This window comes from Pseudomonas sp. Q2-TVG4-2 (assembly GCF_013620795.1).
Taxonomy (GTDB): Bacteria; Pseudomonadota; Gammaproteobacteria; order Pseudomonadales; family Pseudomonadaceae; genus Stutzerimonas.
Genome location: NZ_LGLW01000018.1, coordinates 1 through 23,476, shown reverse-complemented (window position 1 = coordinate 23,476; position 23,476 = coordinate 1). Strand labels below are relative to the sequence as shown.

General features: G+C 58.6%; 22 protein-coding genes and 1 pseudogene. 9 read left to right on the top strand and 14 right to left on the bottom strand.

Annotated elements, in window-relative coordinates; translation table 11 throughout:
* The first annotated feature begins 934 nt into the window (after positions 1–934).
* The gene (locus H3028_RS20705; RefSeq protein WP_219920331.1) at positions 935–1,660 is read left to right on the top strand and encodes a GntR family transcriptional regulator; all 726 of its coding nucleotides are present in this window, start codon (positions 935–937) and stop codon (positions 1,658–1,660) included.
* Between the two features lie 50 nt (positions 1,661–1,710).
* Here the strand turns inward: H3028_RS20705 and H3028_RS20700 are convergent, their stop codons facing one another.
* The 7 genes from H3028_RS20700 to H3028_RS20670 form a co-directional block, all read right to left on the bottom strand.
* Positions 1,711–2,622, bottom strand: a complete 912-nt coding sequence (locus H3028_RS20700; RefSeq protein ID WP_181299085.1) for a LysR family transcriptional regulator — start codon at positions 2,620–2,622, stop codon at positions 1,711–1,713.
* A gap of 72 nt (positions 2,623–2,694) precedes the next feature.
* Entirely contained in the window at positions 2,695–4,482 is a 1,788-nt protein-coding gene (locus H3028_RS20695; RefSeq protein ID WP_181299084.1) for an L-aspartate oxidase, read from the bottom strand.
* A 2-nt stretch (positions 4,483–4,484) separates the two neighbouring features.
* On the bottom strand, positions 4,485–5,102 hold the full coding sequence (locus tag H3028_RS20690) for a fumarate hydratase C-terminal domain-containing protein (RefSeq protein ID WP_181299083.1): 618 nt from the start codon (positions 5,100–5,102) through the stop codon (positions 4,485–4,487).
* 2 nt (positions 5,103–5,104) lie between these two features.
* The gene (locus H3028_RS20685) at positions 5,105–5,980 is read right to left on the bottom strand and encodes a fumarate hydratase (protein WP_181299082.1); all 876 of its coding nucleotides are present in this window, start codon (positions 5,978–5,980) and stop codon (positions 5,105–5,107) included.
* A gap of 12 nt (positions 5,981–5,992) precedes the next feature.
* Positions 5,993–6,337, bottom strand: a complete 345-nt coding sequence (locus tag H3028_RS20680) for a succinate dehydrogenase (RefSeq protein ID WP_181299081.1) — start codon at positions 6,335–6,337, stop codon at positions 5,993–5,995.
* Positions 6,334–6,672, bottom strand: a complete 339-nt coding sequence (locus H3028_RS20675; RefSeq protein WP_181299080.1) for a succinate dehydrogenase — start codon at positions 6,670–6,672, stop codon at positions 6,334–6,336. Before H3028_RS20675 ends, H3028_RS20680 begins: the two co-directional genes overlap by 4 nt.
* On the bottom strand, positions 6,669–7,382 hold the full coding sequence (locus tag H3028_RS20670) for a succinate dehydrogenase/fumarate reductase iron-sulfur subunit (RefSeq protein ID WP_181299079.1): 714 nt from the start codon (positions 7,380–7,382) through the stop codon (positions 6,669–6,671). Before H3028_RS20670 ends, H3028_RS20675 begins: the two co-directional genes overlap by 4 nt.
* A gap of 338 nt (positions 7,383–7,720) precedes the next feature.
* Here H3028_RS20670 and H3028_RS20665 point away from each other — a divergent pair, with 338 nt between their 5' ends.
* Complete coding sequence (locus H3028_RS20665; RefSeq protein ID WP_219920330.1) at positions 7,721–8,680, top strand: tripartite tricarboxylate transporter substrate binding protein; 960 nt, start codon at positions 7,721–7,723, stop codon at positions 8,678–8,680.
* Positions 8,681–8,730: 50 nt separating this feature from the next.
* Here the strand turns inward: H3028_RS20665 and H3028_RS20660 are convergent, their stop codons facing one another.
* Entirely contained in the window at positions 8,731–9,621 is an 891-nt protein-coding gene (locus H3028_RS20660) for a LysR family transcriptional regulator (protein ID WP_181299078.1), read from the bottom strand.
* Between the two features lie 97 nt (positions 9,622–9,718).
* Here H3028_RS20660 and H3028_RS20655 point away from each other — a divergent pair, with 97 nt between their 5' ends.
* The 4 genes from H3028_RS20655 to H3028_RS20640 all read left to right on the top strand — a co-directional run bounded on the left by H3028_RS20655 (position 9,719) and on the right by H3028_RS20640 (position 13,078).
* Entirely contained in the window at positions 9,719–10,711 is a 993-nt protein-coding gene (locus H3028_RS20655) for a YeiH family protein (protein WP_181299077.1), read from the top strand.
* Positions 10,712–10,849: 138 nt separating this feature from the next.
* Positions 10,850–11,605: a sulfite exporter TauE/SafE family protein gene (locus tag H3028_RS20650; RefSeq protein WP_181299076.1), complete on the top strand. Its 756-nt coding sequence runs from the start codon at positions 10,850–10,852 to the stop codon at positions 11,603–11,605.
* Between the two features lie 306 nt (positions 11,606–11,911).
* Entirely contained in the window at positions 11,912–12,391 is a 480-nt protein-coding gene (locus H3028_RS20645) for a GNAT family N-acetyltransferase (protein ID WP_309109578.1), read from the top strand.
* A 486-nt stretch (positions 12,392–12,877) separates the two neighbouring features.
* On the top strand, positions 12,878–13,078 hold the full coding sequence (locus H3028_RS20640; RefSeq protein ID WP_181299088.1) for a hypothetical protein: 201 nt from the start codon (positions 12,878–12,880) through the stop codon (positions 13,076–13,078).
* A 126-nt stretch (positions 13,079–13,204) separates the two neighbouring features.
* Here the strand turns inward: H3028_RS20640 and H3028_RS20635 are convergent, their stop codons facing one another.
* The gene (locus tag H3028_RS20635; protein ID WP_181299074.1) at positions 13,205–13,708 is read right to left on the bottom strand and encodes a ProQ/FinO family protein; all 504 of its coding nucleotides are present in this window, start codon (positions 13,706–13,708) and stop codon (positions 13,205–13,207) included.
* A 146-nt stretch (positions 13,709–13,854) separates the two neighbouring features.
* Complete coding sequence (locus H3028_RS20630) at positions 13,855–14,301, bottom strand: helix-turn-helix domain-containing protein (protein ID WP_181299073.1); 447 nt, start codon at positions 14,299–14,301, stop codon at positions 13,855–13,857.
* A 155-nt stretch (positions 14,302–14,456) separates the two neighbouring features.
* On the opposite strand from H3028_RS20630, the gene H3028_RS20625 reads away from it, so the two are divergent.
* The 3 genes from H3028_RS20625 to H3028_RS20615 all read left to right on the top strand — a co-directional run bounded on the left by H3028_RS20625 (position 14,457) and on the right by H3028_RS20615 (position 18,081).
* Entirely contained in the window at positions 14,457–15,653 is a 1,197-nt protein-coding gene (locus tag H3028_RS20625) for an MFS transporter (protein WP_309109579.1), read from the top strand.
* A gap of 158 nt (positions 15,654–15,811) precedes the next feature.
* The gene (locus H3028_RS20620) at positions 15,812–16,195 is read left to right on the top strand and encodes a nucleotide pyrophosphohydrolase (protein WP_181299071.1); all 384 of its coding nucleotides are present in this window, start codon (positions 15,812–15,814) and stop codon (positions 16,193–16,195) included.
* Between the two features lie 20 nt (positions 16,196–16,215).
* Complete coding sequence (locus tag H3028_RS20615) at positions 16,216–18,081, top strand: DUF2075 domain-containing protein (RefSeq protein ID WP_181299070.1); 1,866 nt, start codon at positions 16,216–16,218, stop codon at positions 18,079–18,081.
* A gap of 239 nt (positions 18,082–18,320) precedes the next feature.
* Here H3028_RS20615 and H3028_RS20610 read toward each other — a convergent pair whose 3' ends face one another.
* The 4 genes and pseudogenes from H3028_RS20610 to H3028_RS20600 all read right to left on the bottom strand — a co-directional run.
* Positions 18,321–19,418: a hypothetical protein gene (locus H3028_RS20610; RefSeq protein WP_181299069.1), complete on the bottom strand. Its 1,098-nt coding sequence runs from the start codon at positions 19,416–19,418 to the stop codon at positions 18,321–18,323.
* On the bottom strand, positions 19,415–20,407 hold the full coding sequence (locus H3028_RS20605) for a hypothetical protein (RefSeq protein WP_181299068.1): 993 nt from the start codon (positions 20,405–20,407) through the stop codon (positions 19,415–19,417). The genes H3028_RS20610 and H3028_RS20605 overlap by 4 nt, the downstream gene beginning before the upstream one ends.
* Before the next feature lie 152 nt (positions 20,408–20,559).
* Positions 20,560–21,141 (bottom strand): 3'-5' exonuclease, encoded by a 582-nt coding sequence (locus H3028_RS21730; RefSeq protein WP_375154444.1) that lies wholly within the window; start codon positions 21,139–21,141, stop codon positions 20,560–20,562.
* Positions 21,142–21,189: 48 nt separating this feature from the next.
* Positions 21,190–23,301 (bottom strand): annotated as a pseudogene (locus tag H3028_RS20600) (RecQ family ATP-dependent DNA helicase); the annotation flags it as partial.
* Positions 23,302–23,476 lie beyond the last annotated feature (175 nt).

The following is a 23,476-nucleotide window of genomic DNA, read 5'->3' as shown; positions in this document are numbered from 1 at the left end:
AGCATCGTGAACCACAAAATCAATATCCATCGCACTCTCCTCGTGGGCAACGTTTCGAATTGCATGTCATATATAGGATATACTATGAATGATAGTCAAGCGGTTATGCATACTCAGCACAACAAGCCTGCTGCAGATTCCCGACCCGATATTCCAAGGCTGCTCAGCGCGGCGGAGTGGTGCCAAAGACGCAGAAATAACGTCATCTTGGTGCAGGTTCGCGATTTGATGCTTGGACGGATCGCGTCACTCATACACAGCGAGCCGCATTATCGGCGCGCGTTAAGAAGCAAGGATCGGCAGGCCGAAGCCTTTCAAGGTGCTAGGCACGGTAGAACTCGCTAGTCAGCAGGAGAGCAAGGGAAATGGTCGACAGCGATCACGAGAGAGGCCGCGCATTGCTCCGCCTGCCCGACCTGCGGGTTTCGAGGCGTTTAAGGCAGGCATGCGACGGGCGCCGAGATCGTTCCTCCAAGCGGCGGCTTGGAAACGGACCGTGGCTGGTACCGCATCCCCTTCTTGCGCTGGGAAAGATAACCAGAACCTGCCCTGCCCGACGCCCGACGCCCGACGCCCGACGCCCGCATGTCAGGATCAGCTGTGCTTCTTTGATAAGGAAAGCCGATCATCCGTAACTTCTGCCGGGCCGTGCTGAACAGCAGAAGTTCGCCGTGCTGACACGTGACTATGGCCTACCTCGGCATGCAATGAACACAAAGGCTACAAGGTTACGCTCAGTTAATCGCCGAAGCTGATCAAGCGCTTCTTGACGCTTTCGTGCAGTTATATATCATATAGATGAGATATGTTTAACGCACAAGGCGGCGCTCGTACCGCCTTTCCGGCCTCGCATCGCCTGAGGCCCCAGTAAACCGGCGCTACTCGCTTGCCAGTCGCCCTCATGCTCCGACTACGATATAGAGGAAGCCGTACAATGGATGCTCCAAAAGGCCCGATCTTCCAGCCCCTGTATCAGCAGATCCGGGACCTATTGCTCGAGCGCATCACCAGTGGCGAGTGGTCCCCGGGCACATACATCCCCAGCGAGGCAGCCCTCGCCGCGAGCTACAACGTCAGTGTCGGCACGCTGCGCAAGGCACTTAACGAACTGGTCGAAGAAAACGTGGTGATCCGGCAGCAGGGCAAAGGCACTTCGGTAGCTACCCACGATGCCGATCGTGCACTGTTCCGCTTCTTCAATCTGCGCCGTCATGACGGCGAACGCGCGCTTCCAATGTCGCTGATCCTCAACCGCAGTGTCCGCAAGGCGACCGCCGAAGAAGCAAGTGATCTGGGCATACCGGCAGGCGCCAAGGTCATTCACATCCGCCGCGTACGCGAGCTGGACCGCGAGCCCGTGCTGCTGGAAAGCATCACCTTGGACGCGGCCCGCTTCGCCGGGCTGGATAAGCAGCCCGAGGTTTTGCCAAACACGCTCTATCAGCTTTACCAGCAGCGTTTCGGAATGACCGTCGCACACGCCGACGAGACCATAATTGCAATATCTGCCGGCAAGCAGGAAGTTGAGTTCCTCGGGGTAAAAGAAGGCGAGCCACTGCTGCAGGTTCGTCGGATTGCCCGCGACTACCAAGGTGTTGCGATAGAGCGGCGTATTTCAGCCGTGCATACGGGCAACTATGGCTACTTCCACCAGATCTAGCCGTCGCCACAACCAGAGGCGAGATATCGAAAACGTTAGCTACCACAACTTCATATCAAGCGGTCAATAGCGTTGCGACCGGCCGCCGCCACGGCCGTCAGCTCGTTGAACAGCGCGGTAGTCAGACCTGTCTTCAGGTTCTGCTGACGCTCAATCAACCCGATGGTACGGTGAATGGGATGATCCCCAAAAGGCACCCAGCGTAGCTCCTCGGCATCGCTGCTTTCGGCACACCTGTATGGCACTATCGACACGCCCAGGCCGTGGCGAACCATCTGCCGGATCGCCTCGAGCGAATCCAGTTCCATCGCTTCGCGCACCTGAATATTCATGTCTTGCAATCGGGTCTGGATGATGTGCCCCACCCAGGCGCTGCGATTGAAGCGGATAAACGGCATAGATCTGAGAAGTTCGGAAGCACCGCTGATCTCGCTGCTCTTTGGTGCGATAACCATCAGCGGTTCGTCCGCAACCGGGCGCCAGAGCATCCCACTGGGCACCGGCTTGGGCTCGCTGACGATGGCAGCGTCGAGATCCCCCCGATCGACTTTCGCCATTAGTTCAGCCGACAGTCCGCTGGAAACTCGCACCTGTAGGGTCGCTTGAGTTTCGCGCAGGCGCACCAATGCGCGCGGTATGATGCTTGTTAGGGCGGTTGGTACAGCACCGATCTCAAGTAGGCCTACCAGCGAGGAGCCCTCTTCGCCCTGATCGAGCAATTGGTCGTATAGGTAGACTAACTGACGAGCCTGCTGAATCAGTGCACGACCGCGCGCATTAACTTCCAGCGGCCGCTGATTGCGGTCGAAGAAATTGACGCCAAACGCGTCCTCCAGCGCCTTCATTTGCTGGCTCACTGCCGACTGGGTGAGGCACACCGCCTCGGCCGCAGCCGCAAACGACCCATGCTCGGCGACGGCGATCAAGGTGCGAAGATGACGAATGGACATGGCGACAGGCATCAGCAGTTCGGCTCGTCAAACTAGTTAATCACTCGCCCAGACGGAATAGCAACCGCTAGACGCCGCCACGGTCTATACCGCATCGATCACACCGTCGGCGGATTGGGAGGGACCCAACGGAACGGCCTCTCCGGTCGGCAGATCAGGGACGATCAAAGTCGCTCCGGGACGCACACGCGTGAAGCACACCGGTTCATGACGGACCTTGATCTGGTTGTCGGCACTGCGTGTCACCAAGGTGTAGCTAGAATTTTCAGCACTGCCGAATTGCGTATGATCCTCACGGAAATGCGCACCGCGCGAATTCTCCCGCGCCAATGCAGCCTGGGTGATAGCCCGGCTGACTAGCAGCTGATTCTTTAGATTCAGCCAATCATGCCAAGCCAGGTTATAGGCCAGATCGCTGGAACCGCCTATACCCTGCCCGTCCAGCTCGTTTTCCAGTTCCTCCAGGCGCATCAGCGCGCGGTTCAGCCCTGTCCCGTTGCGGATAATGCCAACGTCTTCCCACATCAAATCGCGGAGCTTTTCCTGTACACCGAACAAATCGCCTTTGGGGAGCTCCAACGGGCGCCGACAAGCAGCGACAGCTGCGTCGAGAATAGACTCGTCGGGCCGGCGATGGCAGCCTTTTGCCCGGACCCAGCTCGCCATGCTGTCCCCGGCGATACCGCCGAAAACGGTTGAGTTGGCAACACCATTGCCGCCCAGGCGATTGGCTCCATGAACCCCGCCGGTGTCCTCCCCAGCCGCGAACAAACCGATCATGCCGGTCCGACAGTCCGACTCGAAGACCACGCCCCCCATCATGTAGTGCGCGGTGGGCACCACCTCAACCAGCCCTCCCGCGAGATCGAAACCGCAATCGCCACAGCGCTCGACCATACCCTTGAATTGCTTGCGGACCGAATCCGGGCCGAGGTGCGACATCGAGATATGAACGCCGCCATTCTCGGTACCGCGGCCAGCACGGATCTCCTCGTATATCGAGCGTGATACGATATCGCGTGTCGCCCTCTCGCAGCGCTCGTCATAATTGTGCATGAAACGCTCGCCGTGGCCGTTCAGCAGATGGCCGCCAGCGCCTCGCAAGCCTTCCTCCAGCACAGTTCCAGTCATCCGCGTGTGCGTTCCAGCCAACAAGCCAGTGGGATGGAACTGAACCATTTCTAGGTCGCGCAATGGCAGTCCGGCACGCAACGCCATGGCCATACCGTCGCAGCTCTTGTCGCCGGACGGCGTGTGATAACGGTACATGGTCGGGCCGCCACCAGTGGCGAGCAGTACTGCCTTCGCACGAACCAAGCAAAATTCACCAGTGCGCATATCGATCATCAGCACACCCGCGAGCGCGCCGCCACCAGCCGCCGGAATAAGTTCTACGGCGCGGTACTCTTCAAGCTGACGAACCCCGTCGCTCCATACTCGCTCGGCGAGCCGGCCGATGATCTCGATACCGGTGAGGTCGCCTTTGTGCACGGTGCGATCAAAGGTCTGTCCTGCAAAAGCCTTCTGGTGCACGCTGCCATCCGGATTACGGTCAAAGAAGCAACCGAGTTCATTCTCCAACTCATGGATGCGTTCAATGGCGGTCGATACCAGTGTCCACGCCAGATCCTGGTTGGGTAGCCACTTACCGCCCTCAATGGTATCCATGAAGTGCCGCTCGATGGAGTCGCCAGGCGCCAGTGCGACGTTGTAGCCACCTTGGACCATTCGCGTACAACCGCACTTGCCTAGAAGCCCCTTTACCGCAATGGTGATATCCAACTCGGGTGCCGTCTGGTGCGCGTGTAGCGCAGCGAACAATCCTGCGCCGCCGCTGCCTAGAATCAGGATATCCGTTTCGATGGTACGCATGATCAGCCCTCCGCAGCTTGATTGAACACCGCCAGCGCACTAGCGCGACGGGCTTCCGCTGCATCACGCACGTCGCGATGGAGGCTATTGCCGTGGCTATCCATGGCAACCATTAGAGGGCCGAAGCCAGATACCCGAAATTGCCACAGCGACTCGGGATGCAGATCATCCATGTCCACGTCCTCAATAGCTTCGATCCAGGTGGTTTCCAGCGCTGCAGCACCGCCAACAATAGCCAAGTACACGCCGCCAAACTCGGCGAAGGCCTGTTGTGATCCTTCCAGCAGACCGCCCTTGCCGATGATCATCCGTACGCCGTAGTCGCGCATCAGCGGATGGCTGAAACGCTCCATCCGCGCGCTAGTGGTTGTGCCGATGCATATCGGGCGATATCCCGCCGGGTTCTCTGAAGAGGGCGTGACCCTTACGACATTCGGCGCAGTGTGGATGACCGCATGACCTCGCATGTCGAAGCGCGGCACCCGGCCATGGTCGAACATGTGGATCTGCGTCGCGTCGCGGATGCCGAACAACGTGCCGTTGAGGGTGACGGTGTCGCCTGCATTCCAACTGCGCACCTGTGCTTCGTCTATGGGCGTAACGATATCGTGATGAGCCATAGTCAAACCCCGTATTCAATGCCGGTGGGCGTGAAGGTCGCGCGGGAGCGGCGTGCAGAATGACACTGCATGTTCACCGCGATTGGATTCATGCTGATGTGGGTGGCGGCCAGTTCTACGTGCACAGCGAATGCCGTGGCATCGCCGCCAAGGCCCTGCGGCCCGACCCCTAACTTGTTTACCGCTGCGGACAGCTTGCGTTCAAGTTCAGCGCCCTCGGGGTCTGGACAGGACGAACCGAGACTGCGGGTCGCGGCAATCTTTGCCAAGTGCACGCAAAGGTCGGCAGTGCCCCCGATGCCGACGCCAACCACAACCGGAGGGCAGGTCTTGGCGCCGGCACGCAGGACACAATCGACGACGAATTCATGGATCGCACCGACGCCTTCGGCTGGCAGCGCCATTTTCAGCCAGCTGTTATTTTCCGAGCCGCTACCCTTGGGAATCATTTCGAGCGATAGGCGTTGGTCGGCGTCGTCATAATCGAAGTGGATGACCGGCACCTTGTACCCACAGGATGTCTGATCGTTGCTCCGGTTGAGCGGATGGACCACTGACGAGCGCAACGGATGCTCGCGAGTGGCCCGCTCGCAACCGCTTCGGATGGCTGCTTTGAGCGCCGCGCCGTCTAGCTCGACGTTGCGTCCAACCATGACGTTATATATCGGTACGCCAGTATCCTGGCAAAGCAGATTATCGTTGACTTCAGCTACTGCAATGTTGCGAGTCATAGTGTCCAGCACGGCCTTTGCCGTTTCATTCCTCTCGTTTTGCGAAAGACGCTGGAACCCGGCCTTGATGTCGTCTGGCAGCACTTTCAACGCGCGGATATAAAGATCGCAGGCGGCCTGTTCGATATCCTTTGGATTAATTTTCATGGCTAGTCTCCTTTAGGTGAGGCGAAGGGCAAATAGCAGGGCGACCGCTACACTAAAAGTGAGCGCCGCTGCAGCGAGACTCTTTTGCCAGTCGCGCCAGGCCAGAAATTCCAGCATCAGAAGGCGAATGCCGCCGCCAAGATGCAACGCCAATGCCAGCACCAGACCGGTTTCTGCAAACTTGACCAAGGGCTTCTCGGACCAGATTAGAAAGGCGTCCAGCTCGTTTACTGCACGGCCCAGCGTCCAAAGATGCAGGGGTATGAACAGGCCAAGCACTAAACCGGAGACCCGGTGCACCAAGAAAGCGATATAGGCCGTATGCCCTCGAGCACGAGATCGCGACAGCAAGCTCATAGGTACACCCCCATTACGCCACGCGCGCCGAGACCGAGAATCCCGAGGGCGCAGAACAGCATCGCCAGGTCCAGCGAAGGCCCTCGCCAACCGAAATGCTCGGACAGGATGTTGCGCAGGCCGATCGGCAAATGCATCGCAACGGCCGCCACAAAGCTCATATAGAAAATCAGCCAGCTGAGGCTGCCCTGGGTGCGACCGAGTATTTCCGCAGAAGTCAGGCCGCCTCGGATGGCATAGATGATGGTTATCAGATGCACGATAACCGCGATCGCCAAATAGGCGGCCGAGATCCGCTGGACGATCCACAGCCGTGCAACGGTTCGAGGATTCATAGCTCCCCCTTGAGTGCGGCGCGGCTGACCAACCGCTTGAGCCCGGCGATCGAGGCGGTGGGAGAAAGCTGCTTCGGGCAACGCTCTGTGCAACTCATGTGCGTATGGCAAGAATGACAGCCGCCATCTCCGGAAACCGCCAGCAGGCGTTCGGCATGTGCGTCATCACGGCTGTCCTGCATCAGTGTCCAGGCCCGGTTCAACGCGGCGGGACCGAGGTATTCTGGGTTCCAGGCTACCGAGTCGCAGGAGGCGTAGCAGACGCCGCAACCGATGCATTCGATGGCCTCGTCGATAGCGATACGAGCAGGTGAGTCGGGCTTGATGACAGCGAACGGATCCTGGCGGGTCTGGGTTGGCACGAAGCTGCGCGCCTTGGCGAGCTTGTCGAAGAATGGCGACATGTCGCACGCGAGATCCTTAATCACTGGCAGATTATTTAACGGCGCGATTTCAAGTCTGCCATTCTCAACCACCCGGTTAACGTGGGTGCGGCAGGTCCATCGCGCCTTGCCATTAACCGTCATCGCACACGAACCGCACATACCGACGCGACATGCGTAACGATAAGATAGCGAAGGATCGATCTCTCGCTGGATATGAGTCACCACATCCAGCACCGTCTGATGTTCACGGTGAGGAACGTCATACACTTCGAACCCTCCCGACTCTGCTCCCCGCCAGACCGATACCTCCAGGCGTTGGCTCATGTTTTCACCTCCGTTGATGCGCGCGGGACTTTTTCAGCCCAGGCTGCAGGTTGAAAAACCTTATTCCTAAAGGTTTCCTAACGGCCAGCGAAAATATCTACATCTCTTATTAAGATAATCTTAAACAAACGCCTTCGGCTCTCTAACTGGCGCAAAGCGCGCGCAGCGCACCGCTACTTAAGAAAAAGTGATTTTATCCTTCGATAAAAACGTCGGCGCCACATAAACCTATGAACGATAGTGTTTAGAGGTCTTGGCGGAACGGAGGGGAAAGTCCTGCTCCGGCCAGCAAGCTCGACCAAGCACCAAATCTCTTCAACAGCTAGAGGACAAAAATAATGAAGCTGCTCGCCCTACCCTCTGTGATGGCTGCGCTGTTCGCCTGCTCCCTCGCCAGCCCAGTTCACGCCAATGACGATTATCCCAACAAGAATCTGCAGTACGTCGTACCCTTCGGACCTGGCGGAGAGGTCGATCTGGCCGCTCGCCTGCAACAGCCACTGTTCGAAAAACTTACCGACCAGAAAATGATCGTTTCCTACCGGGCGGGTGGCGGTGGCGCGGTGGCCTGGTCTCAGATGCGCGACATGGAGGCCGATGGGCATACTGCGGTGGCGTTTAGCTTGCCGCATATCATTCTCAAGCCCATGGCCGAGCGGGCCGGCTTCGAGACAAAGGACGTCGGGGTAGTGCACGTGTTCCATTTCTCACCCGATGCGATCGTGGTTGCCAAGGACAGCCCCTACAAGACGCTGGAGGACCTACTCGAAGCCGCGCGTGCTCAGCCCGGCGCATTTACCTTTTCAGGCACAGGGACCTATACCGCCAATCATGTCGCGCAGGTTCGTTTCGACAAATTGGCTGGGATCAAGAGCACCTACATTCCGTTCAAGGGCACAGCCGAAGCGGTGACCGGACTGCTCAATGGTTCGACCAAGGCGCAGTGGGGCTACACGACAGTGGCGGCGGCGCATTCAGACAAGGTGCGGATTCTGGCCGTGGCCCTAGAGGAGCGGCACCCCATGTACCCGGACGTGCCGACGCTCAAAGAAAAGGGTTTTGATATGGTCGGCGGGGCCTATAGAGGTGTAGCGGTGCCGGCGGATACGCCAACCGAACGCAAGGAGGAACTGTCACGAATATTCCAGGCCATTAACGACGACCCCAAATTTCGCAAGGCCATGGAAGATCTCGGCTTCGCAGTATCAGATATTACCTATGACGAGGTCGATTCGTTCCTTACTGAACGACGCGCCGAATACGAAGACGTCGCCAGCGAGCTGGGCCTCAAGCCCTAATCTGACAGCGGACGCCATCCCCCGGATGGCCGGCTGGCGTCCGCTGACACCTAATTTGCTTCCTGCAGAAACACCTTGAAGGCCTGCCACAGCGGACTGCGATAGCGTTCCGGGTGCCAGATCAACGAGAAGGTTCTAGTCAGTTCGAGATCGCTGGTCAACGCGACCAGCTCGCTCCGCTCCAGCTCGCCGGCCACGCTGAGACGCGACATGCAGCCCAGGCCAAACCCAGCCCGCACCGCCTGCTTAATGGCTTCGTGCTGGTTAAGCTCCATGCGCACCCGCAATCGCTCGGCGTGATGCATAACCGCCGATTCGAACACGGCGCGTGATCCAGAGCCAGGCTCTCGAAGAATCCACTGCTCCTCGCCCAGATCCTTGTCGCTCAGCCGTCCGGCAGCAGCCAGACGGTGGTTCGGCGCGCAGATGATTACCATCGCATCCTCCCGCCACACTTCTGAAATCAACCGCTGTTCGCTGCACTGGCCTTCGATTAGACCGAGGTCGGCCTCGAAGCGCAGCACGTCTCCCACCACCTCGCCGGTATTGCGAAGGCGCATCTGGATGTCCACGCCGGGGTGCAGCTCACTGAAGCAGCCAACAAACGAAGGGATCAGGTAGGTACCGATGGTAGCGCTGGCCGCTACGGTCAACGAGCCCTGCAGCGAGCCTTCCGGCTCCTGCGAGGCTTCGATGAACTGGATCAGATCATCAAGCAGTCTCTCGGCCCGCGGCAGTAGGCGGCGACCGACATCGTTGAGCTGCAGCCGGCGACCCAGCCGCTCGAACAGCACCTGCCCCAGCTGTCGTTCCAAATCCGACAGCGACTGGCTCGTTGCCGACTGGGACAAATTGAGATTTCTGGCCGCAGCTGCCACCGTGCCGCCTTTCGCCACAGAGACGAAGACTTGTAATTGTCGAAAACTCACGCTCGGGTGCATATCGGTTTTTCCATTTAGTTATATCGTTATAACCCGTTTTTCGCTTTTATTATCTGCCCATACCCTGACCTCATTGGCAAGCACAAGGAGCATCCCAATGTGGCAAGGTCTGGCTTTATGTGGAGTACTGACGGCAGGCGGCTATGTGCTGGCCAAGGCGCCTGGGTTGGCTGATGGGGGCTTCAGTCCGCTTGTATTCGCATTATTGTTGGGGTTGGTAGCCGGCAACCTGCCGATCACTCGCAACGTGCCAAATGCTCGGCCTGGACTGCTGTTCTCCATGCGCTGGCTGTTGCGCGGTGGCATCGTACTGTTTGGTCTTTCGTTGACTGTCCAGCAGATATTTGCGCTCGGCCCGAAGATCCTGGTGCTTGATATAGCGATCATCACCAGCGTGCTGGTAGTCGGCTATTTCTTCGGTACGCGGATACTGAAAATGGAACGAGATGTCACGCTGCTAACATGCGCTGGCAGCGCAATCTGCGGTGCGGCTGCAGTTCTCGCCACCGAGGCGACCATCCGCTCGCGCCCTGCAGCCACTTCGATGGCGGTAGCCACCGTCGTGCTGTTCGGTACGCTAGCAATGCTGACCTACCCACTGTTCTATCCGTTGACGGGCATGGATGAAGGTTTATTCGGCATCTACATCGGTGCCACCGTACACGAGGTTGCACAGGTTGTGGCTGCAGGAGATGCGGTCGGTCCGGCAGCGCTAACGAACGCAGTGATCGTCAAACTGGTGCGGGTAATGCTGTTGATCCCCTTCCTGTTAATCGTCGGCCAATGGTGGAAGCGGCGCAGCGCGGCCAGCGAGTCGAGCAGTACCGGTCTGGTCATCCCTTGGTTCGCCTTTGGCTTCCTGGCGATGGTCATCTTTAACAGTTTTGTCACGCTGCCGGCAAACCTGCATCAGGGGCTGGTACTGTTCGGCCAGGTTGGCCTGGCGATGGCGATGGCCGCACTCGGCTATGAAACGCGCTTGGAAAAACTCGCCTCGCTGGGCATCAAGCCTTTCGTACTCGCGCTGTGCCTGTTCGCCATGCTTATGATCGGCGGGCTGTTCGCGGTCGGCTTGCTTTCGCCGACCTGACGGGAACTGAACGTGACGGGTTGCCGCGTCGCTCGCTTACTTACAGACGATCCACCACCATGAACCCGCCCGCCCGGGCGGGTTCCGGTTCGATCTAGGCCCGTACTCCCGCCGGTCTTCTCTATCGCTGGAGGCATCTTGGAATCGTTGCTTGCCACTCCTACGTTGATCCTCTTTATCATTGTCTCCCTTTTCCTCGGCGGCGCCGTGAAGGGCATGGTCGGTGTGGGACTACCGCTTGTGGTGGTTTCCATGCTGGGCAGTCTGCTGGACCCGCGACTTGCAGTGGCGCTAGTCACTATGTCCGTGGTCGTCAGCAACATCTGGCAGAGCGTACGCTCGGGCATTATGTTCAGCGCAATGCGACGCTTCTGGCCGCTGATTCTTACCTTCTCGCTAAGCACTTGGCTTGGCGCACATATCCTCGTCTCGATGGATCCAAGCTTGATGCTTGGCCTGCTCGGAGTCATGGTCGTGTTGTTCTCGTTATTGGGCTTGCTGCAACCCGAGTTCAGGCTGAGTACCAAGCAAGAGCGATTTGCCGGACCTGGCGTGGGGATCGTCGCTGGGGTGCTAAATGGTGTGTCGACCGTCAATGGGCCTCCGCTAGCGATCTATCTTGTCTCGCTCGGATTGGCCAAGGAAGCTTTCATCGGTAGCTATGGATTGATTGCCCTATGCGGCTCATTTCCATTGCTGCTTTCCTACGTAAGCGTCGGTCTGCTAGGGCCTACAGAGCTCGCTGCCTCACTGCTAGCCGTGGCTCCCGCCATAGCTGGTCTGGCTATCGGTGAGCGGCTACGCTTTCGAATTAACCCCGAACTGTTTCGCCGAATACTGCTTTTGGTGCTTATCATCCTAGGCCTCAACCTGATCCGCAGAGGGCTAATGTAGTCGGCGCCTTTCGGGAGCCGGCCCCAATTTCTGAGTGCTTGACAAAGAGCCTAGGCCAAGTCGGTCGCTTGGTCTGCGGGCCGCTCAGATGCCTGATGCAAAAGACAGCGCTTCCTACGCCCACGGCCAGCCCGGCGACGGTCCATTTCGTAGAGAAAGGGAAGCGCCATCGGGCGTTAGAAAAGGTAGATAAATGATCACTTTCATGCCGCATGCCGTTTGATCAGCTGAACGTTTGGGTTAAGCGTTTCTTTCGGCTGTGTTCGCTACAATAGCCACAAACGCCGGAGCCATCATTGGTTCAACTTGAGATCTGGGTATGAGAACAGGGGCAAGTCATATAGGTTGCCAAACAGCCGATATAGCTTGGCGGAAGCTTTAAGAAGGTTAAGAACCACCAACACCAAGAATTATTCCCTGAATGTAATCGAGCGGGTCGAGAAAAGCTTTTCGCCTAGTGCCGTCGCAGATTTCATTGATAAGCGTATCGTTTTTGTCGCGCTGCAAGACCAGACGGTTGTTGGAACCGCTAGTCTCGATGGCCCAGTAGTCAGGTCCGTATTCGTGGCTCCCCAAGCGCACCGGCAAGGTATTGGAAGCCAGCTTATGAGCACCGTCGAGCAAAGAGCGAAAGCTCTAGGAATCATGACGTTGCATGTTCCCTCCTCCGTAACCGCGGAGCGGTTCTATCTGAAGCTCGGCTACTCGGCTGTCCGTGAGACCTATCACGGCGAGGAGCGAACGATCGTGATGGAGCGGCGCCTGATAGATCCTGATTCCGTATAGGCCATACGCCAGAGGTACGCTTTCGTCTGATCCTTCAGCCAGTCGCGGGTCGCTGAAGCGGCAGCAAGCCTTGGCGCTTGACGAGAACAACGCCTTCAAAGCTGAAGCCACCTCTGCAGACCAGTGAGTGAACACAGCCCACGCCCTAACCGTCGACTTAGCGGAATCAGCGCCTCCGGCGGCCCTTCGGGAACTCTCGGCGAGGCCAGGGATGATAGGGGGTGGAGCATCCCTCTCATCCCTAGCTAAGAGTACTGGTGTCGGTGTGGGGCTCAAGGGTGCGCTGCGCCCGTACCTCCGTTCGCCGGACAGGTGAAGCGCTTGTCCGACGAGCCTGGGGTGCGGCCCTTGACCTAGCTGGACCAGCAGCAGCGGTTTGGTGAGTGTCCTTCGGCATGCTCACAAGAGCGACTGCAGTGGAAGACCGCGTGATCGTTTACGAAGCAACCTAACAGCAGTGCCTGCACGACACCTGCAAATGACGACATGGAGGATGTGATTCTCGCCCACTTCACTGCTCGCACCGGCAAGCGAGTCGGGCGGTTGGAGATCAATTCGTGGAAAGGATCGCTCGGTGGCAAGTACTTGGCGAAGAACGCCGCGCCGCGCACGGCCTATGAGACGAAGCTGGTCGGCTCGATCACGCGGACCAGCTTCTCGCACATGCTCACAGGCTTTCGTCGCTGACGCGGGAGTGATCGGGCGGCGACTGGTTTCGGCCATTAGCGCTCCCTCGAATCGCCTAGTCACAGCTCTTACATGCCCTGCCAGTGTCTGGGCTGATTGGGCGTGTTGGTGCCGAGCGCAATTGTTCTAATCCGCAATCTTTTTCGCAGTGGTCTCAGCTGCGGGGATACGTTCTTTCGGCTTTGACTCGTTGCGTCGCGCTTGTCCGCGTTGCCGCTTAGCCTGCTGCTTCGCGTGTAGCGCTTGGGCGGCCGTCACGCTGCCAACCGCCTGGCCGTTTAAATCCAGACGCGGAGCATTCTCCACCATGCTTGCCCAGTATCGACTGCCCCTGCACCAAGTGGCGATGCCCAACTTGAGTTGTTCGCTGGATATTCCAAGCAGCTTCAGGTGTTGCTCAGCATCTTTGAGAATACCCTCCTTGAGCGGAACCTTCGGGGCCGGGTTGACCGAGAAGGCCAGCGGAAAGTGCTTCTGCAATCGCCATATTGCCGCCACGGCAGGATCTTGCTCGCGAGGCTTCGTATGCAAGGCAGGTTCCCGCTTGCGCTGCTCCGTGCTTTCAGTCGGTACCTGCTGCTTTTCAGCCCGCAGGCGATCACGTAGCTCAGCTAGTTGCTCAAAACCCATCTTTCAGCTCGCCGCTTCATGGTTGATCGTGACGCAAGATTATCCCATGCAGCCATTCGGAGCAGCCTCGCCAGGCGGCAACACGATCAAGCAAGTGATCACGGCACAATGCCCGCTAACCAACTGGCCGGCCACAAGCTGCGGCCTTATGTGACCTTCCGCACCACAGTCATGTCCGGCGTGAGCTCGGAGCCAAGCTTTGTCGTGGGAGCCATAAACGGAATCCGCTTACCGGTGCGCTTATCGATGAGCTCTGAGTGTCTCTCGCCATGATTGAACAAATGCTCCTCACCCCACTGGCGCAGCGCAACTACCACCGGAAACAGGCTTTTGCCCTCCGGCGTCAGCACGTACTCCTGATAGGCCGTACCATCGGAAGCTTCACGAGTCTCGAGAATGCCTGCATCGACCAACTTGCGCAGACGGTTGGACAGGATGTTTCGGGCCATACCCAGGCTGCGCTGAAAGTCGCTGAAACGGCGAGTGCCGTCGAACGCATCACGTACGATCAGCAGTGACCAGCGATCGCCAATGACATCGGCGGCTCGGGCGACGGGACAGGGTTCATCGTTGATGGACTGACGGCTTGGCATGTTCTCTCCAGGCGTATAGCCCCAACTTGGTAAGTGGTTGCATTTTAAAACCGCTCACCCTAGCATTCAACCAGTTTCATTTTGAAACCGGATTGAGTGGGCGATAAACCATGGAGTCATCCCAAGTATCGATAGCGCCGGGCTCTCGGGCGACGGTGCAAACCCGGGCTTCTGATATGCCGCGCGGGCTGGTGCTGCTGTTTGCCGCCGCCAGCGGGCTGAGCGTGGCGAACGTGTACTACGCCCAGCCATTGCTGGATGCGCTCTCCCATGACTTTGGCATCAGCCACGCCGCTATCGGCGGTGTGGTCACGGCCACGCAGGTCGGCTGCGCCTTGGCCCTGCTGCTGCTTGTCCCGCTGGGGGATCGGCTAGACCGCCGCCGCTTGATGGTAGTGCAACTGTTGGGCCTCGTTGTGGCACTTATGACAGTCAGCATGGCGAAGTCCGCACATGTTCTATTGGTAGCCATGCTGGCGGTCGGGCTGCTGGGTACGGCGATGACGCAGGGGCTCATAGCCTATGGGGCCCGCGCCGCGGCGCCCCATGAGCAAGGCCGCGTCATAGGTGCTGCGCAAGGCGGTGTGTTCATGGGCCTGTTGCTGGCGCGGGTATTGGCAGGTGGAGTGAGTGACCTGGCGGGATGGCGCAGCGTGTACGTCTTCGCCGCCGTACTGATGCTGGTGATCGCGCTGCCCATGTGGAGGCGGCTACCGGCCTTACCGCCAGCTCCGAGCGTGATGACCTATCCACGCCTGATTGCCTCCATGCTGACATTGCTACGCCAAGATAGGGTGCTACAGGTGCGGGGCATGCTTGCGCTGTTGATGTTTGCCGCGTTCAATATCTTCTGGAGCGCGCTGGTACTTCCGTTGAGCGCCCCGCCCTACAATTTCTCTCACACCCTCATTGGTGCTTTCGGGTTGATCGGCGTTGTCGGTGCCTTGGCCGCTATGCGTGCCGGGCAGTGGGCTGACCGTGGACATGCCGAGCGCATCAGCGCGGGAGCGCTCATGGCGCTGCTGCTGGCTTGGTGGCCGCTGTCGCTACTGGAATGGTCGCTCTGGCCGGTGGTGATCGGCATCGTGCTGCTCGACCTGGGCGGTCAGGCGCTGCACGTTACCAACCAAAGCCTGATCTTCCGCACCCGACCCGAGGCTCACAGCCGGCTGGTTGGCCTCTACATGTTGTTCTACGCGGTGGGCAGCGGACTGGGAGCGATCGGCACCACCATGACCTATGCCCATGCCGGTTGGCAGGGTGTATGTGCATTGGGAGCGGCGGTCAGCGCGCTGGCGGTGTTGTTCTGGTGGGCAACGCATCAACCAACACCCTCGACTGCTCAACGATGAAGCAGACAGGAGGAACGCTGCACAGTGAAACAGCCGCAACAGGCCGTGCGTGTAGCGATGGGCATGGACCGCGCACGCTCAACGCCGGGGCTTGCACCCTTACAACCCCTTGAGGCTGACGTATGATATTTCGTCCCTCCTGACACCAAGGAATCCACGTGCCCAAAGATGCCCCGCTCTCCCCTGCGCTCATCGACACGACGCGGCTTGCCGAAGCCCTCGAGGCCTTCGCCGATGCGCGCAACTGGGCGCAGTTTCATTCGCCCAAAAACCTGACCATGGCCCTGACCGGGGAAACGGGTGAGCTCTCCGAGATATTCCAGTGGATGACTGAAGAGCAGTCGATCACTGCGGCGCAGACACCTGAAACCGCCCAGGCGGTGCGAGACGAGTTGGCCGATGTCTTGATGTACCTGGTTCGTCTGGCTGATGTGCTGGGTGTCGATCTGGATGAGGCCGTGCAGGAAAAGCTCAAGCGCAACGGGGAGAAATACCCGGTGGACAAGGCACATAACACGAGCAAGAAATACGACCAGCTCTAGACTCGGCCAAGGAAGACCGCGTGATCGTTTACGAAGCAACCAAACAGCAGTTCCTGCACGACACCGACAATGACGACATCGAGGATGTGATCCTCGCTCACTTCACCGCTCGCACCGGCAAGCGGGTCGGGCGTTCGGAGATCGATTCCTGGAAGGGATCGCTCGGCTACATGGCCAAGGTGCTGCGAGACGAGGCGTTGCCCGGCGACACCGGGCTTGCCATTGAGCTCCACATACCGCAATCGTCCAAGCGCATCGACTTTACCTTGACCGGCCGTGACGACGCCGGTGGCAAGAACGCCGTGCTGGTCGAGCTCAAGCAATGGAGTACGGCCAAGGTCACGGCCAAGGATGCGATCGTCGTCACCGCCCTGGGCAAGGGTTTGAGGGAGACGGTTCATCCGTCCTATCAGGCCTGGTCCTACGCCTCGCTGCTAGAGGGTTTCAACGAGGCGGTATACGACCAGAGCATCTCGGTCAGGCCATGCGCGTACCTGCACAACTACGTGCGTGACGGCGTCATCGACGCGGCCCATTACCAGCCCTACATCGACAAGGCGCCGCTTTTTCTCAAGGGCAAGGATGAGCTCGAGCAGCTGCGCGCCTTTATCAAGAAGTACATCAAATACGGCGATGACAAGGCGGTGCTGTACGAGCTCGCCAACGGCAAGATCAGGCCGTCCAAAGCACTGGCGGATTCACTTAAGGGGTTGCTGGCCGAGAAGCCTGAATTCGTGCTGATCGATGACCAGAAAGAGGTCTACGAGGCGGCCATTGCTGCGGCCAAGGCAGCGTCTTCTGCGCAGTCGCGGGTGGTCATCGTCGAAGGCGGACCCGGGACCGGCAAGACCGTGCTGGCCATCAACCTGCTGGTGCATCTCACCTCCTTGGGACTGGTGGGCAAGTACGTGTCCAAGAACGCCGCGCCCCGCAAGGTCTACGAGACGAAGCTGGTCGGCTCGATCACGCGCACCCGCTTCTCGCACATGTTCACCGGCTCTGGTGCCTTTGTTGAGGCCGATCCTAACGTCTTCGACATGCTCATCGTCGATGAGGCCCACCGCCTCAACGAAAAAAGCGGGCTGTACGCCAACCTAGGTGACAACCAAATCAAGGAGCTTATCGGCGCCGCCAAGTGCACGGTCTTCTTCATCGACGAGGACCAGCGCGTCACCCTGAGCGACATCTGCAGCAAGCAGGCAATCCGGGAGTTTGCCGAGGCAAAGGGTGCGGTGGTTGAAGAATACAACCTGGCCTCGCAGTTTCGTTGCAGCGGCTCGGATGGGTATCTCGCTTGGCTCGATCATGTGCTCGACATCAGGCTGACGGCCAACGAGCGGCTCGATGCCAGCGAGTATGACTTTCGGGTGTTCGATACGCCTGAGGCGCTGCATGAGGCGATCGAAGCGCGTAACGGGGAGAACAAGGCACGGGTGGTGGCCGGCTACTGCTGGCCTTGGCGCAGCAAGAAGGATCCGCTGGCCGATGACATCGTGATTGGTGACTACCGCCGGCAGTGGAACCTGAGCCAGGACGGGAGCCTCTGGATCATTGCCGATGAATCCATCGAGCAGGTGGGCTGCATCCATACGTGCCAGGGGCTCGAGGTCGACTACATCGGCGTGATCATCGGACCAGACTTGATCGTGCGCAACGGTGAGGTTGTCACCTCCCCCAATCAGCGCGACAAGCAGGACCGCTCGATACGGGGATACAAGAAGCTCATGAAGACGCATCCGGATCTGGCCAGGCAGGAAACCGATCTGATCATCAAGAACACCTACCGCACGCTCATGACCCGTGGGATGAAGGGGTGCTACATATACTGCACGGATGCGGAGACGGCAGAGTATTTCAGGGCTGGGTTGGCCGCTGGGCCTGGTTGAAAGTTTGGGAACGGCAAGGGCGTCTCCCGGCTTTGCCTGGCCGCGCTATCGTGGAGCGAGCGGACACCGTCTCGCCCCTTTGGGCTTCCATCATGCACTCTCCCTCCCCGTGTCGGCTGACGCGAAGGGCGAGTTCACCAAACGTAAGCAGTAACGCTAAGAAAATCGAGGCGCCTGATCTAACCCGCATAATTCTGCCATTGGCTGGATAAGCAGAGCCGCTTTTCTCGCATTCTGCCTTACGGGTCAAATATTCGTCTGAGTGCCGAGAATGGCAGTGCGACTAGAAAGAGGAGCGCCATCGCCAGCCGTGGCACGAACATGACTACAGGAGATTTAGCTCGCCAGCGTTTCTCGACAGAAAAGCGTCCCTGAGGTGCAAAGAACCCAAGGGGACGCGTAAGAAAGCTATACCAAAGACCGTTCTTCTTGATCAGCTCCGCCATGTTCTGGTAAAGAAAAAAATCAGAATGGCCGAACGAAGAGTTCCGAACGTTAAATACCTCGGGCGACGTGTAACCGATTTTCCCGCCAGGTCCTGATCCAGGGATCGTCCACTCTGCAAATGGGACCGCTGTATCTTTAGCCGCGACGTGGTTGAAGAGTGCCTCTACCCTGTCTTCGCGTAAGTGGCGTGCCCAATCAAAGTCTGGCCGCACAATGCTTCCTGCCGTGATGATGCGGCCCAATTTCAAGTCCGCGAACTCAGGGTCATCCAGTACCAGCGACAATAGACGCGTCCCAAAGCTGTGGGCAATTACATCAGGTCTCTCGGTACGGCCGACTTGCGCCGCTTGATCGATAGCTAACGAAATTCGCCGCCCCAAGCGTTTTGCCATACGACGGTGCGTGAATGTCAAAAGCACTTCTATGGTTGCCCAGCCGTACTTATAAATTAAGACCGGTGCAGAGTGTTTCAAGCGGCTCGTAATTTCCCAGGTAAACGCTTCTTGCCAAGGCGCCCTGCTGTTCATGCCATGGATGACGATCATCCAACGGATATCCCGACTTAGCTGTCCATTCAACCTGTAGAACTGAGCGAACGCTGGCGATATAGCGTGCTCGCGGTAATCCGTCCTGCAATACGGACACTCAGTGAGGGCATCTGCGGAAGGGAGCGGTCGCGCACATGATGAAACGGGGCAAATGTAAGCAGGAACGTGAGCAGCCGACCCTGCATCGACCAACTCATCGAGAAATTTTTCAAGCCCGGCAACGTCATGGTCGCCGAGCTGCCGCGCAAACTGCGCAACAGTGAATTCGAGGTTGTTACCAAGCTCTAGGCGGCTGAGTATCTCGCTCGCCCACCGCTCTCTCCGGAAGTCCATAGCGCTCATGAGGCTTCGTTAAAACCCCAGATCAAACGCAGAATCCGAAGCACGTCATCTCTTTTACATTGAGCCCATATTCGTAGCTTTGACTGATCACCGAAGACCTCGACAGATAGACTTCTGCTTGTGCCGTGCTCTTCAGCTGCGAAGTTAAGCATGCCGTGTGCCCGATCAAACTGGCTCATGTCCACGCTTTGCAGAACAAGTCGTACAGGCTCTACCGAATCTATTCCGCCGCCCGGCGTCGTCGCAGCTACCTCAACGTACCCGCTGTCCAATTCGAACCTGGTCGACTGAAGGCCATTCGTGCGCCGAGACGATACGTGTATTGCGCGAGTAAGCGTGATTCGTTTAAACGGCGCACTCATGACGCGTGTATCTGCGAGGAGCGATTCGATTGAAGCGATGACGGCTTCGTGGTCGATATCAGGGCTCCGCTGAATCAGGATCGCGCAGTATGGCTCGTCATAACACCATTCAAATCTGACGACGCTTCGATCGAGCCGTTGGCGATATGCTTGAAGCCACACGCGATCTAGCTCTTCCACACTGCGCACGTCACGCGCGGGCCACCGATTCCAACCTTCTTTCCTTTGATGCCAAACGATTGATAACCCATTTTCGCTTGACTTAACTGCTTTGAGTTCTAGCTTCTCCGGAAAGTCGAGACTGAGCGGCGCATCGAAATACCGCGCAAGGGGGCTACTCTCAATCAAGTCGGAGGCATTAGAAGTATCAATCGAAGGTGGCGCAAGCACGTATACATGCTGATTGCCCCAACCTTCCACTTCATCCAGCCATACATCCAACTTCTGTTGAGTCAGATTTCCTTCATCAATCGCATCATCCAGATTAGCAATGAATTCGTCTTTGGTAGCCCCGATTCGAGTGTGATGCTGTCGAAGCAAGTCTTTGATAAAGGCATTGCCCTGAGCATGGACAACACTGCGGACCAAGTCCTTTAGTTGCTGAGCTGTAAGGGTTTCTTTAGGCATGCAGACTCCTGTCTCGATGTGGCTTCCAGCCCTAACCGAAAGTGCTAACGTTTTTACATGGCAACATGCCATTACACAACTGCCGTTTGGATACCAGGTCTATGCGCAGCGGCAACGCAGCTCACTAGTCAGGGTCGCGCAGAGAGACGTTCTCAGTCTCGTCGTTCGGACCCAACGACCCTCGGCACTACCAATTCCCAACGCTCGCACTTATGCCAGGCCCGGTACTGCTCCTCGCAGTGCGCCGATTGCCTGACCAGAACGGCGGACACCTCGCACTGCTCGACCTCAAGCGGCAGCTTGAACGCCTTAGCGGTACGGCCAAGCGTCTGGCCCTGGCTGTTTTGGATGAGGTACCGGTCTTCATGGGGTACCAGCGTAAGCGAACCCCCGACTTGTAGTTGTGCGAGGGCCGCATGAATCGGCGCGTGTTGGGGCTGACGCCCCACGTAGTCCAGATCAATGTCCCTGAGTGAAAGCTGCAGGTAGCGTTTCTCAAGCTCAGGAAGGTACCGGCCTACGTATTCACGCTTTTGGATACTTGTGGGCAGATGGCGGCTGAACGGATTGCTATTGGGGAATTCACACAGGGTCAGGGTTTGCTCGGCACGTGTCATGCCTACGTAGTACAGGCGGCGCTCGTCATTGAGTACATCCGCGCCGGTGGGCCAGCCACCGTCGAGCAGCACCACGTGTCGAAACTCCAGCCCCTTCGCTGAATGCACAGTGCCCACGTACAGGCCTTGCTTGGGCTGCTGCCGCAGTTCCCGCGCGTAGTCGTAGACTACCTTGGTTTCGGCGTCGCGGTCATCGGCGTTGAAGCTGGTTTCGACCTCATCATCCAGCAGCACCTCGCCAGCGGTGATGACCAGCTTGCCGCCCTTGCGACGATCACTTTCCCGGCGCAGCTTACGCAGGATCTGCTGGATGTCGCGCAGGCCAAGCTTGGAGCGTTCGCACATGCCGAACTGGGTTTCGATGTCCTGCAGGTCATAGAGCAGCACGCAACGGGCGTCGCCTTGGTCGCGCCCTGCCCGCCCGGCTTCCTGCAGGTAGTTTTCCAGCGAACCCGGAATGTCGGCATGGACCACCAGGCGAATGTCGGCCTTGTCCACGCCCATGCCAAAGGCATTAGTGGCCACAATGACCCGCAGTTGGCCTGCCTTGAACGCATCCTGTATGTCGGTTTTCTCGTGGGGTTCGAGGCCGGCATGAAAGTGCTTGCAGGGCCAGCCCTGTCCGATCAGAAAGTCTGACAGCTCTTCGGCGCCCTTACGGCTTGAGACAAAGACCACCGAACCGCCGTCCTGCCGACCGATATGGTCTTCAAGCAGCTGGTGGGTGCGCGCCCACTTCTCGGCACGGGTGCACGGCAAGACCTCAAAGCTGAGGTTGATGCGCTCGTGGGTACCCACAAAGGTCTTGAACTCGATCTTCAACTGCTCTCTGAAGTGCTGCTGAATGTCCTCAAGCACATCCGGTTTGGCCGTGGCGGTAAAGCAGCCGATGGGGGCCAAGGGGCCGTCGCCGGTGTGCTCGCTGATGAAGCGCGACACGTACTGGTAATCGGGCCTGAAGTCGTTGCCCCATTTGGACAGGCAGTGCGCCTCATCGAAGATCCAGGCGCCAATCTGGCGCTGCTTGATCGCCCGGCGAAAGGCCTTGTTGCGAAACTGCTCGGGCGAGACCAGCAAGATGCCGACGTCGCCCATTTGGACCTTTTCCAGCACCTCGGCCCGCTCGGGCATGGTCAACAGGCCATTGAGGGTGGCGGCACACTGCACGTTGCGCTCAAGCAAGCCGTCGACCTGATCTTTCATCAGCGACTGCAGCGGCGAGATGATGATGGTCAGGCTGCCGTTGCGGTGAAAGCGGTTCAGGGCTGGGAGCTGATAGCACAGGGACTTGCCACCGCCGGTGGCGAGAATGGCCAGCACGTGTTGGCTGCGCATGCCGGCCAGGACCACGTCGTGTTGCAGGGTGCGGCCATCCGGTTCGGTCCGAAAGTCATCAAAGCCAAAGTAGCGCTTGAGCTCATGACGCGGGTCATGGGTGGTGGCGCAGTACTCGCAATCGCTGCGTCCACACGGCACGTCCCGCAGCTCGGCGATCAATCGCCCCACTTCCGGAAACTGGTAGCGCACCCAGGGTGCCAATACTGAGTTACCGCCTGACACTCGGAGCCAGGCCAGTGCATAGGCCAACGGCAGGTGCAGGGACTGTTCCAGCAGGTCGTTTTCTAGGAGCTGCTCCAGCCGCGTGCTACAGACCTTGAGGCTTCGGGTCAGGGTCGGGTCGTTTTCAACCAGCAGTTGGGGAATCAGGCCGCGCAGCTCGGTGACCGGTTTGGGGCTGGTGCCACTGAGGGAAGCGAAGAATGAGCCCAGGTCGCTCTTTAGCGTGGGGGCCAGCAGCGTCTGGTAGCACAGGAGCTCGGCCTGGTTGGTCTCGTTCAGTTGGGCAAAGGCTTGGCGCTGGTCCTGAAACAAGGTGAGGGTCGAGCGGCAATCGGACAGCGGTGAGTTGAGGCTGTCCCGAATGAGCTTGTAGTCCTTGACCAGGCGGTGATACGGGTTCTGCGGAAAGGCCAAGGGCGACAAGCGCAGGGTGTCGATCACGGGGAGCCCGTGCAGGGCCAAGTGTGGGGCCTGTTGTTTAAGGATCGGCAGGTCATGGTCGATGACGTTGTGGCCAAGGACGAAGCTGGCGCCCTGCCCCAGGCTGTCCAGCGATTCGAGAACGTCGGGTAAGTCCCGGTCGACTTTGCGCTCGAGTTGGGCGCCTGTGTCGGGGCGCAGGGCACCGACCATGAAGATCCGGTCGGGCTTATCGGCTTTGCCGGGGGCGACTTCCAGATCGAAGATCAGGCTTTTGGGTTGAGACGGTGAAGCCATCCGGACGGCGATCCTTGCAACAGACTACGGGGCTGCCTGCACTGTAGCGGCAAATGCCCGGTCTAGGTAGGTGCGTGGGGTCGCGGTGCGGTGTGGTTGAGGGGGTTTCCGACGGGTGTGGATCGCTTCAGCGCTGGAGCAAAGGCAAAAGAGCAAAAGAGCAAAAGAGCAAAAG

Excerpts from the sequence above, each read along its gene's own strand:
- H3028_RS20670 (WP_181299079.1), bottom strand. The coding sequence starts at position 7,382 with ATGAGCCAACGCCTGGAGGTATCGGTCTGGCGGGGAGCAGAGTCGGGA.
- H3028_RS20655 (WP_181299077.1), top strand. The coding sequence starts at position 9,719 with ATGTGGCAAGGTCTGGCTTTATGTGGAGTACTGACGGCAGGCGGCTAT.
- H3028_RS20685 (WP_181299082.1), bottom strand. The coding sequence starts at position 5,980 with ATGAAAATTAATCCAAAGGATATCGAACAGGCCGCCTGCGATCTTTAT.
- H3028_RS20610 (WP_181299069.1), bottom strand. The coding sequence starts at position 19,418 with ATGAGCGCTATGGACTTCCGGAGAGAGCGGTGGGCGAGCGAGATACTC.
- H3028_RS20630 (WP_181299073.1), bottom strand. The coding sequence starts at position 14,301 with ATGCCAAGCCGTCAGTCCATCAACGATGAACCCTGTCCCGTCGCCCGA.
- H3028_RS20700 (WP_181299085.1), bottom strand. The coding sequence starts at position 2,622 with ATGCCTGTCGCCATGTCCATTCGTCATCTTCGCACCTTGATCGCCGTC.
- H3028_RS20675 (WP_181299080.1), bottom strand. The coding sequence starts at position 6,672 with ATGAATCCTCGAACCGTTGCACGGCTGTGGATCGTCCAGCGGATCTCG.
- H3028_RS20605 (WP_181299068.1), bottom strand. The coding sequence starts at position 20,407 with ATGCCTAAAGAAACCCTTACAGCTCAGCAACTAAAGGACTTGGTCCGC.
- H3028_RS20665 (WP_219920330.1), top strand. The coding sequence starts at position 7,721 with ATGAAGCTGCTCGCCCTACCCTCTGTGATGGCTGCGCTGTTCGCCTGC.
- H3028_RS20705 (WP_219920331.1), top strand. The coding sequence starts at position 935 with ATGGATGCTCCAAAAGGCCCGATCTTCCAGCCCCTGTATCAGCAGATC.
- H3028_RS20695 (WP_181299084.1), bottom strand. The coding sequence starts at position 4,482 with ATGCGTACCATCGAAACGGATATCCTGATTCTAGGCAGCGGCGGCGCA.
- H3028_RS20680 (WP_181299081.1), bottom strand. The coding sequence starts at position 6,337 with ATGAGCTTGCTGTCGCGATCTCGTGCTCGAGGGCATACGGCCTATATC.
- H3028_RS20640 (WP_181299088.1), top strand. The coding sequence starts at position 12,878 with ATGGAGGATGTGATTCTCGCCCACTTCACTGCTCGCACCGGCAAGCGA.
- H3028_RS20635 (WP_181299074.1), bottom strand. The coding sequence starts at position 13,708 with ATGGGTTTTGAGCAACTAGCTGAGCTACGTGATCGCCTGCGGGCTGAA.
- H3028_RS20660 (WP_181299078.1), bottom strand. The coding sequence starts at position 9,621 with ATGCACCCGAGCGTGAGTTTTCGACAATTACAAGTCTTCGTCTCTGTG.
- H3028_RS20690 (WP_181299083.1), bottom strand. The coding sequence starts at position 5,102 with ATGGCTCATCACGATATCGTTACGCCCATAGACGAAGCACAGGTGCGC.